12 protein-coding genes and 1 rRNA gene are annotated in these 17,812 nt (G+C 71.6%); 8 read left to right on the top strand and 5 right to left on the bottom strand.

Features of this window, described 5'->3' with window-relative positions; translation table 11 throughout:
• Positions 1 to 33: 33 nt before the first annotated feature.
• From H343_RS0116465 to H343_RS0116450, 4 genes are read left to right on the top strand one after another with little or no spacing between them, the layout of a single operon-like run.
• Complete coding sequence (locus H343_RS0116465; protein ID WP_028432055.1) at positions 34 to 2,769, top strand: nitrate- and nitrite sensing domain-containing protein; 2,736 nt, start codon at positions 34 to 36, stop codon at positions 2,767 to 2,769.
• Positions 2,766 to 3,209, top strand: a complete 444-nt coding sequence (locus tag H343_RS0116460; RefSeq protein ID WP_028432054.1) for a roadblock/LC7 domain-containing protein — start codon at positions 2,766 to 2,768, stop codon at positions 3,207 to 3,209. The genes H343_RS0116465 and H343_RS0116460 overlap by 4 nt, the downstream gene beginning before the upstream one ends.
• 24 nt (positions 3,210 to 3,233) lie before the next feature.
• Positions 3,234 to 3,722 carry a DUF742 domain-containing protein gene (locus H343_RS0116455; protein WP_028432053.1) on the top strand — a complete coding sequence of 163 codons (489 nt, stop codon included), beginning with the start codon at positions 3,234 to 3,236 and terminating at the stop codon, positions 3,720 to 3,722.
• Positions 3,703 to 4,332, top strand: coding sequence for an ATP/GTP-binding protein (locus tag H343_RS0116450; RefSeq protein ID WP_028432052.1), 630 nt, complete (start codon positions 3,703 to 3,705; stop codon positions 4,330 to 4,332). Before H343_RS0116455 ends, H343_RS0116450 begins: the two co-directional genes overlap by 20 nt.
• Before the next feature lie 59 nt (positions 4,333 to 4,391).
• Here the strand turns inward: H343_RS0116450 and glpK are convergent, their stop codons facing one another.
• Positions 4,392 to 5,903, bottom strand: coding sequence for a glycerol kinase GlpK (gene glpK / locus H343_RS0116445; RefSeq protein WP_028432051.1), 1,512 nt, complete (start codon positions 5,901 to 5,903; stop codon positions 4,392 to 4,394).
• A gap of 670 nt (positions 5,904 to 6,573) precedes the next feature.
• Here glpK and H343_RS0116440 point away from each other — a divergent pair.
• Positions 6,574 to 8,034 (top strand): aldehyde dehydrogenase family protein, encoded by a 1,461-nt coding sequence (locus tag H343_RS0116440; RefSeq protein ID WP_028432050.1) that lies wholly within the window; start codon positions 6,574 to 6,576, stop codon positions 8,032 to 8,034.
• Between the two features lie 230 nt (positions 8,035 to 8,264).
• Here the strand turns inward: H343_RS0116440 and H343_RS31000 are convergent, their stop codons facing one another.
• Together H343_RS31000 and H343_RS0116430 are read right to left on the bottom strand one after the other, a co-directional pair.
• Positions 8,265 to 9,110, bottom strand: a complete 846-nt coding sequence (locus tag H343_RS31000) for a M15 family metallopeptidase (RefSeq protein WP_051265374.1) — start codon at positions 9,108 to 9,110, stop codon at positions 8,265 to 8,267.
• Between the two features lie 13 nt (positions 9,111 to 9,123).
• Positions 9,124 to 11,586, bottom strand: a complete 2,463-nt coding sequence (locus H343_RS0116430; RefSeq protein ID WP_078505748.1) for a glycoside hydrolase family 31 protein — start codon at positions 11,584 to 11,586, stop codon at positions 9,124 to 9,126.
• Between the two features lie 286 nt (positions 11,587 to 11,872).
• On the opposite strand from H343_RS0116430, the gene H343_RS0116425 reads away from it, so the two are divergent.
• Both H343_RS0116425 and H343_RS0116420 read left to right on the top strand, forming a co-directional pair.
• On the top strand, positions 11,873 to 13,909 hold the full coding sequence (locus H343_RS0116425; protein WP_028432048.1) for an acetoacetate--CoA ligase: 2,037 nt from the start codon (positions 11,873 to 11,875) through the stop codon (positions 13,907 to 13,909).
• A gap of 79 nt (positions 13,910 to 13,988) precedes the next feature.
• Positions 13,989 to 14,927, top strand: coding sequence for a hypothetical protein (locus tag H343_RS0116420; RefSeq protein ID WP_028432047.1), 939 nt, complete (start codon positions 13,989 to 13,991; stop codon positions 14,925 to 14,927).
• Positions 14,928 to 15,002: 75 nt separating this feature from the next.
• Here H343_RS0116420 and ptsP read toward each other — a convergent pair whose 3' ends face one another.
• Both ptsP and H343_RS0116410 read right to left on the bottom strand, forming a co-directional pair.
• Positions 15,003 to 16,673, bottom strand: a complete 1,671-nt coding sequence (ptsP, locus tag H343_RS0116415) for a phosphoenolpyruvate--protein phosphotransferase (protein ID WP_028432046.1) — start codon at positions 16,671 to 16,673, stop codon at positions 15,003 to 15,005.
• Positions 16,674 to 16,760: 87 nt separating this feature from the next.
• Positions 16,761 to 17,210 (bottom strand): PTS glucose transporter subunit IIA, encoded by a 450-nt coding sequence (locus H343_RS0116410; RefSeq protein ID WP_028432045.1) that lies wholly within the window; start codon positions 17,208 to 17,210, stop codon positions 16,761 to 16,763.
• A 497-nt stretch (positions 17,211 to 17,707) separates the two neighbouring features.
• On the opposite strand from H343_RS0116410, the gene H343_RS0116405 reads away from it, so the two are divergent.
• Positions 17,708 to 17,812, top strand: a 16S ribosomal RNA gene (locus H343_RS0116405); the annotation flags it as partial.

Here is a 17,812-nt window from a genome sequence, read left to right as displayed (position 1 = left end):
GCCCCGTTCCAAGGGGGTTGACTAGGGGAGGCCATGCGCTTTCGCGGTAGGTCCATCCGCCGGAAGATCGTGGTGCTGCTGCTGGTGCCGCTGTTGTCCCTGGTGTCGATCTGGGCCTTCGCCACCTACATCACCGGCAGCGAGGCGGAGGAGCTGCTCGACGTCGTCAACACCGTGGACGAGGTGGGTGATCCCGCACAGGACGCGGCCCAGGCCGTCCAGCGGGAGCGGCGCCGGGTCCTGGTCTACCTGGCCGATCCCCGTGGTTCCGACTCCCTGACCGACCTGAAGAAGCAGCAGCGCGACACGGACGAGCAGATCGAGACGCTGCGCTCCAACGCCGCCGACCCCGAGATGCGTTCGCATCTGACCGCCGGTGCGCAGGCCCGTCTCGACGTGATGCTGGAGAAGTTCGGGGAGCTGGAGGGGCTGCGCACCAAGGCCGAGCAGAGCACGATCACCCGTGGCGGCGCCTTCCAGGCCTACAACGAGATCGTCGACCCCTGCTACACGTTCGTCAGCACGCTGGGCGGAGTGAAGGACGTCGACCTCGACAAGCAGGGACGTGCCCTCGTCGGTCTCGCACGGGCCCGTGAGTACCTCTCCCGAGAGGACGCGCTGATGGCCGCAGCCCTGGCCTCCGGGAAGATGACGAAGGGCGACCGGCGGGCCTTCTCCGACCGGGTCGCCGAGCGCAACCTCACCTACGACACCACGCTGTCCGAACTGCCCGCCGAGGAGCGGCAGATCTTCGACACGTACTGGAACGGGACCGACGGCCGCACCCTGCGCAGCTACGAGGACGCCATCATCGCGGCCGGCGCTCGGGGCACCGACGGCGTCGTCAACCCGGAACGCTGGTCCTCGGCGACCTCCACCGTGCTCACCGATCTGGAGCGGATGAACTTCGAGGCGGGCGACCGCTACGAGCAGCGCGTCCAGCCCGCCGCCACCAGGGTGCTCATCCAGGCAGGCGCCGCCGCCGTCCTCGGTGCAGCGGCCGTGCTCGCCTCCGTCGTCATCTCCTTCCGGGTCGGCCGCAGCCTCGTACGCGACCTGCGCACCCTGCGGCGCGAGGCACAGGACGCCGCCGGCGTCCGCCTGCCGGGCGTGATGCGGCGGCTGGCGGCCGGCGAGGCGGTCGACGTCGAGACAGAGGCCCCGAAGCTGGAGTACCCGCAGGACGAGGCCGGACAGGTCGGCCAGGCCGTCAACACCCTCCAGCGTGCCGCCGTCGAAGCGGCTGTCAAACAGGCCGACATGCGCCGCGGCGTCTCCGAGGTGTTCGTCAACCTGGCCCGCCGCAACCAGGTCCTGCTGCACAAGCAGCTCACGCTCCTCGACCTCATGGAGCGGCGCACCGAGGACTCCGACGAACTGGCCGACCTCTTCCGCCTCGACCACCTCACCACCCGCATGCGCCGGCACGCGGAGGGCCTGGTCATCCTCTCCGGAGCGACACCCTCCCGGCAGTGGCGCAAACCGGTCCAGCTCATGGACGTCGTACGGGCAGCCGTCGCCGAGGTCGAGGACTACGAGCGCATCGAGGTGCGGCGCCTGCCCCGCCTCGCCGTCGACGGCGGGTCCGTCGCCGACCTCACCCACCTCGTCGCCGAACTCGTCGAGAACGCGACCGTCTTCTCACCGCCCCACACCGCGGTGCAGGTCCACGGTGAGCGTGTCGTCAACGGCTTCACCCTGGAGATCCACGACCGCGGCCTGGGCATGCCCGCCGACGCGCTCCTCGAAGCCAACCTCCGGCTCGCCGAGACACCGGAGTTCGAGCTGTCCGACACCGACCGGCTCGGCCTCTTCGTGGTCTCCCGGCTCGCGCAGCGCCAGGGCGTACGGGTCTCGCTGCAGCCCTCTCCGTACGGCGGCACCACCGCGGTCGTGCTGATCCCCGGCAGGATTCTCACCGAGACCTCCGGCTCCGACGACGACCTCGGTTCCCGTGAGGGGAGCAGGAGCCTCACCACCACGCGTCTCGACGCCCTCACCCGCGGTCCGAGTGCGACGGGAGGGGGCGCGCAGCAGCGTGCCGCCCTGGACGGCCCCGTCGAACTGGAGGCGCCGCTCAGGGAGTCGGAGGAGCGCTTTGGCGAGGACGGTGAAGGCGGCGCCGGAAGGCACCACGACCGCGATCACGGCACGGGCCGCCCGGGGCCAACTCCCGGGCTGCGGCCCGCCGGAGGCCCCGTGCCGCGTCCGCGGCACACCGCCGAGCAGCACCAGCAGGCCGGGGACGAGTCCGAGTCCTCCCGGCCCGCTGCCGGGGAGCAGCGCGACGACGGCCTCGCGCCGCTGCCGCGCCGCCGTCCCCACACCCCCGTGCTCGTGGCCGACCACGGCCGCACCGTCGACGGCGGCTCACGCCGGCGCAACTCCCGCGGCGGGGAGTCCGCTTCCCGCCCGGAAGAGCGCGAGGAGAGCACGGAAAGCGCCGATCGCCGGTCCGAGTCCGATTCCGCTTCCTCCGCGTCCAACGGAACGGAAGAATCCGGTACGGTCAGCGGTCTGCCCCGCCGTGTCCGTCAGGCGAGCCTGGCGCCCCAGCTCAAGCAGGACTCGGGCGACGGGGCACCGGGGGGCGGCGAGCCCGGTCCCCAACCGGACGACCTGGCCGACCGGGACGCGGAAGAGGTACGCAGCAGGATGGCGTCGCTCCAGCGCGGCTGGCAGCGCGGCCGGATGCAGAACGCCGACGCCCCGGCCGATGAGGCGTCGGAGCCAGTACAGGGAACAACACCGGAGGGGGACGGTCGATGACCGCACCGAAGTCCACAGCGAACACTGCCCCGGGAAGCGGTGAACTGAACTGGCTCCTGGATGAGTTGGTCCAGCGCGTCGGCAGCATCAGCAAGGCGCTCGTGCTCTCGGGTGACGGCCTGGCGCGCGGCGCCTCCCAGGAGCTGACCCGTGAGGACACCGAGCACCTGGCTGCCGTGGCGTCCGGATTCCACAGCCTGGCCAAGGGCGTCGGCCGGCACTTCGAGGTCGGCGGCGTACGGCAGACGGTCGTGGAGCTGGAGGAGGCATTCCTCTTCGTCACGGCGGCGGGCGACGGCAGCTGCCTGGCCGTCGTCGCCGACGCCGACGCCGACGTCGGACTGATCGCCTACGAGATGACCCTTCTCGTCAAGCGCGTCGGAGTCCACCTGGGCACCGCCCCCCGGTCCGGCACGCCCCCTCGCACGAGCCGCAAGTGACGGGGCGCTGACAGGACTCACGTGATGACGGACCCCTGGTTCGACGACGCCGCGGGGCCTGTGGTGCGGCCGTACGCCATGACGCGCGGCCGCACCCGCAGCAGCTCCGACGAGGTACGTCTCGACCTGATCGCTCTGGTGATCGCCCAGAGCACGGACGGTGAAGGGGATGCGAAACCCGACGAGAACGGCGGCGGCGCGGGAGAGGCTGACGCGGCCGGGAGCGACCCGGCCGGTCACCCCGCCGTCGGGAGAGGGGACGGCCACGCCGATGTGCACGCGGACAGCACCCTCGCTCCCGAGCACATCGACATCGTCGTCCGCTGCCGCCGTACTCCGCAGTCCGTCGCCGAACTCGCCGCGGATCTCGATCTGCCGGTCGGTGTCGTGCGCGTGCTCATCGGGGACCTCATCGACGCGGACTGGGTCCGCGTCAGCCGCCCCGTACCTCCGGCGGAACTGCCGGACGAAAGCATTCTCAGAGAGGTAATCGATGGTCTTCGGGCGCTCTAAGCGTGGTGCCGGCCCGGCGTCGCCGGCCGAACCGGTGACGCTGAAGATACTGGTGGCGGGCGGTTTCGGCGTCGGCAAGACGACCCTCGTCGGGGCCGTCAGCGAGATCAGACCGCTGCGCACCGAGGAGGCGCTCACCGAGGCCGGACGCCCGGTGGACGACACCTCGGGGGTGGAAGCCAAGTCCACCACGACGGTCGCCATGGACTTCGGACGCATCACCATCAACGACAGCCTGGTGCTCTACCTGTTCGGCACGCCCGGCCAGGACCGCTTCTGGTTCCTGTGGGACGAGCTGGCACAGGGAGCGCTCGGTGCGGTGGTGCTCGCCGACACCCGGCGCCTGGAGGACAGCTTCGCGGGGATCGACTACTTCGAACGCCGCGGCATCCCCTTCACGGTGGCCGTCAACCACTTCGAGGGCGCGCGGAGCTATTCGCCCGAGGCCGTACGCAAGGCACTCGACCTCGACACCGAGGTGCCGGTTCTCGTGTGCGACGCCCGCCGCCGGGAGTCCGTCCGCGACGTACTGGTCTCCGTCGTCGAGCACGCCCTGCGCCGTGCCGCCTCCCAGCAGCAGAACGAGCCCCGTCCCGCCCCCGCACGCTGAACGGCGCGCGGGCGGGACGGGGCCGGCCGCCTTCGCCCCTTTTCCCGGAGCGGCGGCCTTCAGTCGCCGTCCTCCTCCAGCCAGCCGAAGCTGCGCCGCACGGCCTTGCGCCAGTTGTGGAACTCGCGGTCCCGCTCCTCCGCCCCCATCTGCGGCGTCCACTCCGCGTCCCGCTTCCAGTGGCTGCTCAGCTCGTCCAGGTCCGCCCAGACTCCGGTCGCCAGCCCCGCCGCGTACGCCGCCCCCAGGCACGTCGTCTCCGAGACCACCGGGCGGATCACCGGTACGCCCAGCACGTCCGCCTGATGCTGCATCAGCAGGTTGTTGCCGGTCATGCCGCCGTCGACCTTGAGGCTGGTGATCTGCACCCCCGAGTCCTGGTACATGGCGTCGACGACCTCGCGCGTCTGCCAGCTGGTCGCCTCCAGGACCGCGCGGGCCAGGTGGGCCTTGGTGACGTAGCGGGTCAGTCCGGCGACGACACCGCGTGCGTCCGAGCGCCAGTACGGGGCGAAAAGCCCGGAGAACGCCGGGACGATGTAGGCACCCCCGTTGTCCTCCACGCTCGCCGCCAGCGGCTCGATGTCCGCCGCCTCGCGGATGATGCCCAGCTGGTCGCGGAACCACTGCACCAGCGCCCCGGTGATGGCGATCGAGCCCTCCAGGCAGTACACCGGGGCCTGGCCTCCCAGCTGGTAGGCCATCGTCGTCAGCAGCCCGTTCTCGCTGGCGACCGGGCGGGTACCGGTGTTGAGGAGCAGGAACGAACCTGTGCCGTAGGTGTTCTTGGCCTCGCCGACATCGAAGCACGTCTGGCCGAACAGCGCCGCGTGCTGGTCACCCAGCGCGGAGGCGACCGGCACCCCGCCCAGCTGCCCGACGGCTGTCCCGTACACCTCCGAGGAGGACCTGATCTCGGGCAGCATGGCGGCGGGGACGTTCATGGCCTCGAGGATGGAACTGTCCCACTGGAGGGTCTCCAGGTTCATCAGCATGGTGCGCCCGGCGTTGGTGACGTCGGTGACGTGTACGCCGCCGTCCGTGCCGCCGGTGAGGTTCCAGATCAGCCAGGAGTCGATGGTGCCGAAGGCGATCTCGCCCGCCTCGGCCCGCTGCCGCAGGCCCTCCACGTTGTCCAGCAGCCATGCCGCTTTCGGGCCGGCGAAGTAGCTGGCCAGCGGTAGCCCCGTACGGTCGCGGAAGCGGTCCTGGCCCTCGGAGCCGCCCAGCTCGGTGCAGAGTGCGGCGGTGCGGGTGTCCTGCCAGACGATGGCGTTGTGCACCGGCTTGCCGGTCTTCCTGTCCCACAGCACCGTGGTCTCGCGCTGGTTGGTGATCCCGAGCGCGCTGAGCTGGTCGGCCCGCAGCCCGGCCTTGGCGATGGCACCGGCCACGACGGCCTGCACCTTGGACCAGATCTCGGTCGCGTCGTGCTCCACCCAGCCCGGCTTGGGGAACATCTGGCGGTGCTCGCGCTGGTCGACCGCGACGATGGCGCCTTCCTTGTTGAAGACGATGCAGCGGCTGGACGTGGTGCCCTGGTCGATGGCGGCGACATACTTGTCCGACATGGTCGCGTCCCCTTTTCCGGAACCGGAATACGGAAGAGACTCCAAAGGACCGGACGGCCCCGGGGAGAATCAGAAGGCGAATGGCAGCATCCGCCGCGTTCGTGGCCCCCTGGCGAGGTGACGGCGGGTTTCGTCGCGGCTGAGGGGCCGTCAAGGTGATTGACATCATGGACGTTCAGGGCAGCGGAGGTCATCGACATCCCCGCCGTGTCGGAACGATCGGAGGGGGTATTCCCCCGGATCACTCCACCGTCGGGCAAGGCGGACCTGTCCGCAGGCGGTCGTGCCGGCCCGTGACGGCTTCCGCGCGCCGCGCGCCGCAGGGAGGTCCGGGCCGGGCCGTCGCCGCTGCCGGCCGCCCACAGGTCGAGACCTCCTCGAACCACAAAGTCCCCATGACCCGGCCCGCCGACCTCCCGCTCTCGTGACCAATCCGGTCAAGGAGCGGGCGGCCGGCCGCCGACACCGGCCGGCCCCCGGCCGCCGGAACCGTGCCGCCGCCGGAACCTGTGCCTCCGCGGGCCTCGCGGGAGGCGTTGACAGGGGCACCCGCCGGCCGGAGACTCGGCCGCCAGCCGGTCGTGGACAGGAGGTCACCCCGGCGACAGGCCCCGTCCGCCGGGCCTGTGCATCCCGCCGTGAGCGTCCGCACCTGCGAAAGGGACCAGCCATGACCATCCACCGTGACCTGCTCATCGGCGGACAGGAGGTCCCCGCCGCGTCCGGCCGGAGGGCCGAGGACCACAACCCCTGGACCGGCGAGGTCTGCGCCACCGTCGCGGCCGCCGGCGCGGAGGACGTGGCCCGTGCGGTGGCGGCGGCCGACGCTGCGTTCGAGGAGTGGGCCGCGAGCGGACCCTCCGCACGCAGGGCGGTCTTCCTCAAGGCGGCGGACATCCTGGAGGCACGCGGCGAGGAGGCCGCCGGGCTCATGGCACAGGAAGCGGGCGGCACCCGCCCCTGGGCCCTGTTCAACGTGCACCTGGCGGCAGGCATGCTGCGCGAGGCCGCCGCCGCGGTCACCGCACCGCGCGGCGAGGTCCTCACCCCGCAGGACGAGGGCACCCTCAGCCTGGCGATACGCGAACCGGTGGGTGTCGTCGCGGCGTTCGCGCCGTGGAACGCTCCGGTGATCCTCGGCACCCGCGCCGTGGCCGCCCCGCTCGCCGCCGGCAACACGGTGGTGGTCAAGCCCAGTGAGGACGCCCCGCTGAGCTGCGGCCACTTCGTCGCCGACGTACTTCGCGAGGCCGGGCTGCCCGACGGCGTGCTGAACGTCGTCAGCAACGCACGCGAGGACGCCGCCCAGGTCGCAGAAGCCCTGATCTCCGACCCCGCCGTGCGGTCGGTGAACTTCACCGGCTCCACCCGCGTCGGCCGCGTCATCGGCAACTACGCCGCACAGCACCTCAAGCCCGCGGTGCTGGAGCTGGGCGGCAAGAACTCCGTCGTCGTGCTGGAGGACGCCGACGTGGACTACGCGGTCGAGGCCGCCGCGTTCGCGGTCTTCATGAACGCGGGACAGATCTGCATGTCGGGCGACCGGATACTGGTGCACGCCTCGCTCGCCGAGGAGTTCACCGCGAAGTTCACCGGCAAGGTCGCCGCGCTGCCACACGGCGCACCGACCGACCCGCAGACCGTCGTCGGCCCGATGGTCAGCGCGGCCTCCGCCCAGCGTGCCGGCGCGCTCGTCAGGGACGCCGTGGAGAAGGGCGCGCAGGTGCTCACCGGCGGAGGGGCGCCCGAGGGAGCCCTGCACCCCGCCACCGTACTCACCGGTGTGACCGAGGAGATGGAGCTGTGCCGGGAGGAGGCGTTCGGCCCGCTGTGCACCCTGACGGTCTTCCAGGACGACGAGGAGGCCATCGCTCTTGCCAACGCCACCGAGCACGGGCTGACCTGCGGGATCATCACCGAGAACGGCACCCACGGGATGAAGGTGGCCCGCCGTGTGCGCACCGGCATCGTGCACGTCAACGACCAGTCGGTCGCGGACGAGCCGCAGGCGCCCTTCGGCGGTGTGAAGGCCTCCGGTTACGGGCGGTTCGGCGGGCGCTGGGGCATCGAGGCATTCAGCGACACGCGCTGGGTGACCCTGGCGACCCGGCAGGCCCACTACCCCTTCTGAGCAGGCCACGAAGCGTCGAGTGTCACGAGCACGTCACCGGATGCGCACACGCGTGTCCGGACGGGCGCCGGCGTGAACCGTCTCACAGGGCGCGGCGTCCACCATCACAGACGGCGGCACGGGGACCACGGGGGTGATTCCGTGCCGCCGTCACCTGCGAGGACACAGGCAGGCACCCCGGGTGGAAGGAGCGGCAGCCTGCCGCTCCTTCCACCCCGGCTGCCGCTGCGTCAGTGGCCGTTCAGCGCCCTGCGCCAGACGGGAAAGTCGAAGTAGGTGTCCGGGAAGGTCTCGTCCTCGAGCGTGTAGTGCCACCACTCCTCGGGGAGATTGCTGAAGCCCGCCTTCTCCAGCGTGTTCTTCAGCAGCATCCGGTTGCGCCGCTGCTCACCCTCGATGCGCGGGTCGAGGGTGTGGGAGAGGGTGTCGAAGCAGTCGTAGCCGGTGCCCATGTCCACGGAGTTGTCGGGGAAGCGCTCGCTCCGCGGCGCGAAGCACGACACCAGCTCCTCGCCCGGCCGGTAGGGACGTGTGGGCTTCACGGGCAGCCGTACGAGCGTCAGATCGACCGTACTGCCCCGGCTGTGGCCGGACTTCTCCGCGATGTAGCCGTCCTCGAAGAGCCGGTCCTTGTCCACCCGCGGATAGAACTCCTCCTTCATCCGCCTGTCGTCCAGGTCCTCGGCCCACTCGACGAAGTGGTCCACGGCGCGCTGCGGCCGGTAGCAGTCGTACACCTTCAGGGTGTAGCCCTTGCGCAGCACGGCGCGCTGAGCGGCGCGCAGCGCCCTGGCGGTGTCACGCGTGACGATGCACATGCTCTGCCGGTAGCCGCGCACGCGGTCACCGACGAAGTTGTGCCGCGTCGTATAGCGGATCTCCTCCACAACGGTGGGCGCCACATCACGCAGGGCCACGAACTCCTCAGGTGCGGACGGCTCTTGGGCCGCCCCTCCATGACGTCCGTCCGGCTGCGTGCCCGTGGCTGAGGCTGCGGGCACACCGGTTGCGAGGGTGGCGAAGGCGAGCAGCGCCGCGGCGAACCCGGCGCGGGGGAATGAACCTCTGAATGGCATGGCAATCCGTCTATCAGGTGCGCACCCGCACCGGATAGACCACGGCCGCACCGTCCTGGCCCTCCACCACCGCTCCGCCGCCCTCGCCGTGCACCGTGAAGCGCTCGGGCCTGGGACGCTCCCAGCCGTCCCCCGCGTCCCTGATCAGCAGCCCGCTGCCCGTACGTCCCGGCGCCGGCGGCCACACCTCCAGCTCGACCGCCCCGTCCGCACCCGCCACGGGCACCGCCGCACCCGCCCGCGCCAGCACCGGGACACGGGAGAGCGGAGCATCCAGCCGCACCTCGCACGGCCCTTCGTGGGCCACGCCCGTTGCCGTGTCGTACCAGCGTCCCGGCGGCAGCCGCACCGAACGGCGCCGTGCCCCCTCCTCCAGCACGGGGGCCACCAGCAGCGCGTCACCCAGCAGGAAGGCGTCGTCGCATCCGCGCAGCGACCGCTCGCGCGGATGCTGCCACCACAGCGGGCGCACGTAGGGCGCGCCCCAACGGTGCGCGAGCTGGGCGAGAGTGGTGAAGTACGGCATCAGCCGCTCCCGTTCGGCCATCGCAGCGCGGCAGCTCTCCAGCACCCGGCCGCCGAAGGCCCACGGCTCCCTCGGCCCGGCAGGACCGCCGGCGTGCGTTCGGAACAGCGGCAGGTAGGCGGCCAGTTGGAACCAGCGCACATACAGCTCCGGCGACGGGGGAGCCGTGGACCCCCCGATGTCCGGACCCGAGTACGGTACTCCGCACAGCCCCAGGCCGAGCACCAGCGACAGCGAGGCGCGCAGCCCCTCCCAGCCGGTGGCCACTTCGCCGGACCAGGTGCCGCCGTAGCGCTGCATCCCCGCCCAGCCGGAGCGCGAGAGCAGGAACGGGCGCTGCGAGGGCCGCAGTTGGCGCAGCCCGTGGTGGCCCGCCTGCGACATCGTCAACGCGTACACATTGTGCGCCTCCCGGTGGTCGCCGCCGCGCCCCTCCAGGGAGTGCCGCGTGGAGCGGGGCAGGGTACGGTCGCCGGAAGCGGCGGAGCACGTCGGCTCGTTCCTCTCGTGCCACACTCCTGCGAAGCCCTGCTCCAGCCGCTCCGCGTACAGCTCGCCCCACCACTTGCGCACCCGCGGCTCGGTGAAGTCCGGGAAGAGGGCCGTGCCTTGACGTGGCAGCAGGCCCGGCACGTGCCGGCCCCGGGCGTCCCGCACGAACGCGTCCACCGCCGCTCCGCTGTCGTGCACCGCGTAGCCCGGCTCGGCCTTCACCGCCGGATCGAGTACGGAGACCAGCCGTACCCCCTCGGCCCGCAACTGAGCCGCCAGCCGGGGCAGATCGGGAAAGCGGGAGCGGTCCACGGTGAAGATGCGGTGGCCGTCATGGTGCTCGACGCCCAAGTGCAATGCCCTCAACGGCAGTTCACGCTGCCGGTAGCCAGCCGCCGTACGCCTCACCTCCCGCTCGCTCGTGAAGCCCTCGTCGGCGTGCTGATGACCCAGCGCCCAGGAGGGCGGCAGCGCGGGCGGACCGGACAGGCGGGCCCAGCCGTGCAGCACCCGCGCGGGCGGCCCGGCGATCACCCAGTAGCGCAGCGGCCCGCCGCTCATCCGGATCTCGCTGTGCCCGCCGCGGTCGTGCCCGGACCCCCGGCCCTCCTCGCCCTCGCGGAGCGTCACCCGGCCGTCCCAGGAGTTGTCGTGGAAGACGAGATGCGTCCCCACGTCCGCGACGACCAACTGCACGGGCATGGTGATGTACAGCGGGTCCCCCTCCGGTCCGAAGGGGCCCTGGTCGCTGTTCCACAGCCGGTACGAGCCGTCCCGCAGCCGCGGTCCGCCGGCTCTGCCGCCCAGGCCGAAGAAGCGGGCGTCGGCGGCCACTTCGGAACGCTGCAGCCACCGGCCCCCGGACCCGGCGTGCACCGGGTCCGTGTGTGCCGGGTTCGTGTGTGCCGGGTCCACGTGCGCCGGGTCCGCGGGCGGAGCGGGACGGGCGCTCCCGGCCCCCTCCACCGCAGCGGAGTCCGGGCGGCCCTGTTCGGGGCCTGCCTCCCACCAGCGCGGCGGCAGGTCCCGGCGCAGCAGTTCACCTCCCGGCGTACGCACCTCGACAGCGCCGTGCCGGGAGACGATCACCAGCAGCCGCTCGGAGACCACCCGCCACCCGCCGTCCTTGTCCGGCTCCAGCTGTGTGCGGGTGTCCGGCTCGGGGACCGGGCCCGTCAGCGCGTACGACGGCGAGGGCTCGGCACCGTCCCAGCCGAGGAAGACGGCTCCGCCCGCCGTCACGCGTACGGACAGCGACGAACGCTCGAACCGGACCACCCCGCCGCCCGGCTGTGCACGGGCACCGTGCGCCGCACCGGGCACCCGGGCCCGCTCACGGCGCGGGAGCGCACCACCCGCGGCGTCCGCGCGCCTGTGCTGCCAGGCCGCGCGCACCCTCCCCACCCGCCACCTCGCACCGACCACCCTCACCGACCGCACCAGGCCCCGAGCATCCATGCTGTTCAGCGTGCCAGCGCCCGCTGTGCCCGTCAGGGGCGTTCAACCGGCGTTCATCCAGCGACCACCAGCCCTTGACGTGCGCCCCTGCCTCTTCACGCGCCCCTCCTCACGGGTCGTGAGTGCGCCGGTGACGGTGCCGTGAGGGCCGTGGCCGGGGCACACCTTCCGGGAGCCGGGCATGTGGCCTCCGCCCTGGCGCGAGTTTTGATCACGTGGCATCGTCCTGCCCAGCCGATACGTACGCCCACAAGGCGTGCCGAGCCCAGCCGGACCGGGAGCCGCCATGACCGAAGCGCACAGCACATCGCAGCCGCCGCCCTCCACGCCGCAGCCGCTCTGGCAGCCGGGCCCGGACCGCGTCGCTGGCGCTCAGATCACCCGGTTCCAGGCGTGGGCCGCCGAGCACCACGGAGCGCCCGCCGCCACTCCCGGCGATCCGGCCGCCAGTTACGACGCACTGCACCGCTGGTCCGTCCAGGAGCTTGCCGCCTTCTGGGAGGCACTCACCGAGTGGTTCGGGATCCGCTTCTCCACCCCGTACGAGACGGTGCTGGCCGATGCGTCGATGCCGGGCGCGGACTGGTTCCCCGGAGCGAGACTCAACTACGCCGAGCACGCGCTGCGCACCGCCGAGGACCCCGCGCGCGCCGGGGACCCCGCGCTGCTGCACGTCGACGAGGACCACGAACCCCGCGCCGTCACCTGGGGCGAACTGCGCCGCCAGGTGGCCTCGCTCTCATCCGAGCTGCGCCGCCTCGGCGTACGTCCCGGTGACCGCGTCAGCGGCTATCTGCCCAACATCCCCCAGGCCGCCGCCGCGCTGCTCGCGACCGCCGCCGTCGGCGCCGTATGGACCTCGTGCGCGCCCGACTTCGGCGCCCGCAGCGTCCTGGACCGCTTCCAGCAGGTCGAACCGTCCGTGCTGTTCACCGTCGACGGATACCGCTACGGCGGCAAGGAGCACGACCGCCGCGAGACAGTCGCCGAACTGCGCCGCGAACTGCCCAGCCTCCGCGCCGTGGTGCACGTGCCGCTCCTTGGCACCCCTGCTCCCGAAGGCACCCTCGAATGGTCCGCGCTGACCTCCGCGCCGGCCGGCTCGCAGGAGGCCGGACCCGTCTTCGAGCAGGTCCCCTTCGACCACCCGCTGTGGGTGCTGTACTCCTCCGGTACGACAGGGCTGCCCAAGGCGATCGTCCAGTCGCAGGGCGGCATCCTCCTGGAGCACCTCAAACAGCTCGGCCTGCACAACGACACCGGCCCCGGCGACCGGTTCTTCTGGTACACCTCGACCGGCTGGATGATGTGGAACTACCTCGTCTCCGGCCTGCTGACGGGCAGCACCGTCGTCACCTACGACGGCAGTGCCGGGTATCCGGACCTCAGCGCCCAGTGGGCCGTCGCCGCCCGTACCGGCACGACGTTCTTCGGCACCTCGGCCGCGTACGTCATGGCCTGTGCCAAGGGCGGCGTCCACCCCGGCCGGGACTTCGACCTCTCCCGGGTGAAGTGCGTGGCCACCACCGGCTCCCCGCTGCCGCCCGACGGCTTCCGCTGGATCCACGACGAGGTCTCCCAGGACATGTGGATCGCCTCCGTCAGCGGCGGCACCGACGTGTGCAGCTGCTTCGCCGGAGCCGTACCCACGCTGCCCGTGCACACCGGGGAGCTGCAGGCCCCCTCACTCGCCACCGATCTGCAGTCCTGGGACGCGCAGGGCAGACCGCTCACCGACGAGGTCGGCGAACTGGTCGTCACGCGCCCCATGCCGTCCATGCCGATCCGCTTCTGGAACGACCCGGACGGGTCGCGCTACCGGGAGAGCTACTTCGAGATGTTCCCCGGCGTGTGGCGGCACGGCGACTGGATCACCCTCACCGCGCGCAACTCCGTCGTCATCCACGGCCGCTCCGACTCCACGCTCAACAGGCAGGGCGTGCGTATGGGTTCTGCCGACATCTACGAGGCCGTCGAACGCCTCCCCGAGATCCGCGAATCGCTCGTCATCGGCGTCGAAGAGTCCGAGGGCGGCTACTGGATGCCGCTCTTCGTCCATCTCGCCGAAGGCGCCGTGCTCGACGACACCCTCCGTGACCGCATCAAGCGCACCATCCGTGAGGGGCTCTCGCCGCGCCACGTGCCCGACGAGGTCATCGAGATCGAGGGCGTGCCGCACACCCTGACCGGAAAGCGGCTCGAAGTGCCGGTCAAGCGCCTCCTCCAGGGCGCACGTCTGGACAAGGCGGTCAACCCCGGCTCCGTCGACGACGTCGAACTGCTGCGCTTCTACGAGCGCCTCGCCCAGGAACGCACGAGCTGACCGGCCTCCGGCCTGCCCCTGTCAGACCCTCTGATTACGGTGAGTGAGCAAGTGATCCGCAGGCACCGAGGGGGAGACCATGGCACACACCCGAAGCCGCAAACGCAGCCGCCGCCGTACCCTGCACCGGGAGGCACCGAGCATCGTCGCGGTGCTGACGGACGAGTCCCACTTCGCACGCATGCGCGGCTACTGCTCCTTCGCCTTCGACGACCACGGAAGCTATCTGCGCCAGCTGGAGGGCCAGTTGCGGGCTCTGGCCGCACAGCAGGTCCACGCCCGCGTCGCCCTGTTCGACCCGGTGGACTTCGAGCTGTTCTGCCAGGAGGAGCGGCTCGACCCCGACACCCCCGGCAGCCGCGCGCGCTACGTCGCCGAGGTCGCCACCGCCGGTACGACCCTGCCCTACCGAGGCCAGGCCATGGACCAGCTCCTGCCGCAGCTCCGTGACGCCCACACGTGCCGCCTGACCTGGCAGGCGGGCGCGGAGGTACTGGCCCGGGCCGGCTCCTGCGCACGCTGCGGCACCGACATCGGCAAGGCCGCCTTCGACCGCGCCGTGCACGCGCTGACGCTCGTGCTGGAAGCGGCGGGCCGCGGCACCCACCACCTCGTCGCGAGCGTGGCGGTTCCCGGGACACCCCTGGTCACCGCCCTGGACGCGCGGAGGACGTCCCATGGCGCGGTGCGCGCCCACGAATCGGCGACCCTCGCCCTGACCACGGCACTCGCCGCCGGCTTCGCCACATCCAGTCACGGCGGTCTCGTACTGCGCACGGACGCGGTCCGCGACGGCACGGCGGGCGGCGGTCCCGGCGCTGGTCCGCCCGCGCGGGACGTGGTCCGCGGCTGGAGCCTCGACACGGGCCGCTGCTGGCTGCGCCCGCTGAGCGCCGCCGAGGTCTTCACCGCCTACTGCACCGACCCTGCCACCCGTGAACCGGTCCCTCCCGAACCCGGAGTGGACCACGCACCGGGCTTCGACCTCCCGCACCCGGGAGATGACCTGCACTGCTGAGCCTCACCGCGCCCCGGGCCGCCGTGTCGTGGGGACGCGGCGGCCCGTCCGGCAGATCTGGTCGAAGCCTCCCCGTCATTCCCCGGAGAGCACGGCCTGGGCGGCAGGCCGCGACTCCTGCGCGCTCTCGGCGCCACGCGCCGCCTCCGCGGCCCGTTCGCACTGGGCCAGCGTGTACTTCGCCAGCGTGGCCCGTACGTACGGAATGGAGGCCGCTCCCATCGACAGGCTGGTCACACCGAGTCCGGTCAGAACACAGGCCAGCAGCGGATCGGCCGCGGCCTCACCGCACACCCCGCAGCTCTTGCCCTCGGCCCTCGCCGCCTCGGCCGCCAGCGCCACCAGGTCCAGCAGCGCCGGCTGCCAGGGGTCCTGCAGCCGCGAGACGGCCCCGACCTGACGGTCCGCCGCGAAGGTGTACTGCGCGAGGTCGTTCGTCCCCAGCGACAGGAAATCCACCTCCCGCAGCACCGAACGCGCCCGCAGCGCAGCGGACGGGATCTCCACCATGGCCCCGGACTTGGCCCGGAGGCCGGCCGCGCGGCAGGCGTCCGCGAAAGCCCTGGCATCTTCGCGGTCCGCCACCATCGGCGCCATCACCTCGAGATGGACAGGCAGCCCTTCGGCAGCCTCGGCCAGCGCCGTGAGCTGACCGTCGAGCACCTCGGGGTGGTCGAGCAGCGTCCGCAGCCCGCGAACTCCCAGTGCCGGATTGGGCTCGTCGCCCGGGGAGAGGAAGTCCAGCGGCTTGTCCGCACCGGCGTCCAGGACCCTTACCACGACGCGCCCTTCGGGGAAGGCTTCGAGCACCTGCCTGTAGGCCGCGACCTGCTTCTGCACCGACGGCACCTTCGTGCTGTCGTCCAGGAAGAGGAACTCCGTCCGGAACAGCCCGACACCCTCCGCCCCGGCCTCCAGCGCTCCCGGCACATCCGCCGGGCCGCCGACGTTCGCCAGCAGGGGCACACTGTGACCGTCGGAGGTCGCCCCGGGTCCCCTGGCCGCGTCCAGCGCGGCCTTCCGCTCCTCCGCCTCCCGCCTCAGCTCCGCCTGAGTCTCCTCACTCGGGGAGACCAGGACCGACCCGGTGCTGCCGTCGACCGCAACGACTGTGCTCTCCGGAACCTCGCACGCGCCCGGCAGCGCCACGACCGCCGGCACGCCCAACGCCCGAGCCAGAATCGCGCTGTGGCTGGTCGGTCCGCCCTCCTCGGTCACGAAGCCCAGCACCAGCGAAGGGTCCAGCAGCGCGGTGTCCGCGGGAGCGAGGTCGCGGGCGAAGAGCACGAAGGGACGGTCACTGTCCGGCACGCCCGGCATCGGAACGCCCATCAGACGCGCAACGATGCGGTTGCGTACGTCGTCGAGGTCGGCCACACGCCCCGCGAGGTACTCGCCGGCGCCGGCGAGCAGCACACGGTAGGCGGCGAAGGCGTCGTAGACCGCTCGCGCCGCGGCGCTCCCCACAGTGATACGGCGCTCCACGTCCGCCATCAGCTCCGGGTCCTGGGCCATCATGGCCTGTGCCTCCAGCACGGCCTGTGCGTCACCGCCCGCCAGATTTCCGCGGGCCATCAGGTCGTTGGCCACGGCTTCCACGGCCTGGTGCGCACGCTGCTGCTCCCGCGGAGCCTCCTCCGCCGTGACCTGGGTGGCCGGCGGCTCGAGCGCGGCCGTCCCCATGTGCCGGATCTCGCCGATCGCCACCCCGTGGCTGACGCCCACGCCTCGCAGGGTTGTGTCCATCTCACTCATCTCCGGTTGATGCGGTGAGCTGGCCACCGCTCGTCCTGCTCTCCTACCCGACCCACTGCGCCGTGCGGGGGAGAGGTGTCACTTCCACTTGAAGAGAGCGGTGGCCACTTCGACAACCCCCTCCTCGAGCACGGCGGCCAGCGAGTCCGCGGACGCCTCCAGCGCGATGACGGGAGAGATCGGCGATTTGCCGGCCTGCTCGACCGCGGTGGGGTCCCAGCGCACCACGGGCGCTCCCCGTTCCACCGTGTCCCCCTTGGCTGCCAGGAGTTCGAAGCCCTCCCCGTTCAGCTGCACGGTGTCGATGCCGAGATGCGTCAGCACACCGTGGCCGTCCGGGTCGACGACCACGAAGGCGTGCGGATGCAGAGAGACGATGATCCCGGGCACCGGTGCGACCGCTTCGGTCCGGCGGCGCACGGGGTCCACCGCCGTTCCGGGGCCCACCATCGATCCGGAGAAGACGGGGTCGGGCACCGCTGCGAGACCGACGGCCGCTCCGGCCAGGGGGGACGTCACAGTGGTCATGGGAGGCCTCCCGAGGGGGGATCGAGCAGCCGCCGTCTCCACCTGTCCCGGACGGCGCACCGTTGAGAAGCGTAAGTCATGGAATCGGCACGTTCCGCCCGGCCACGGGGTGTGGCGTGTGCCTCCCCTCCCCGCGGTGACCTGCCCCTCAGCCGAAATCAATTTGCACCACGGATCGGGCGCCGGGTAGCGTCACCTCCCGGCCGGGCGCCGACAGCCCGCGCCAGAGCCCCAATTTCGTTGCGGGGCAGGGAGTTTGATAGCGTCGGTTGCACCGAGAGGGAAACGTCCGGAGAGGCCCTGTGAGGGGTTTTGAAGGGATCGTCCGTTCTTTGAGAACTCAACAGTGTGCCAAAAGTCAACGCCAGATATGTTGATACCTCGTGCCTCACAATATTGTGGGGTGGGGTTTCTTTGAGATTGATCAGCGAGGATGTTGTGCATGCCGGGATGATTCCTCCCGGTGGTGCCGCTCTTCGGTGGTTGCTGATGAAGCATTCACGGAGAGTTTGATCCTGGCTCAGGACGAACGCTGGCGGCGTGCTTAACACATGCAAGTCGAACGATGAAGCCCTTTCGGGGGTGGATTAGTGGCGAACGGG

It is taken from the genome of Streptomyces sp. TAA204, assembly GCF_000424965.1.
This window is presented reverse-complemented; position numbering and strand designations above follow the sequence as displayed.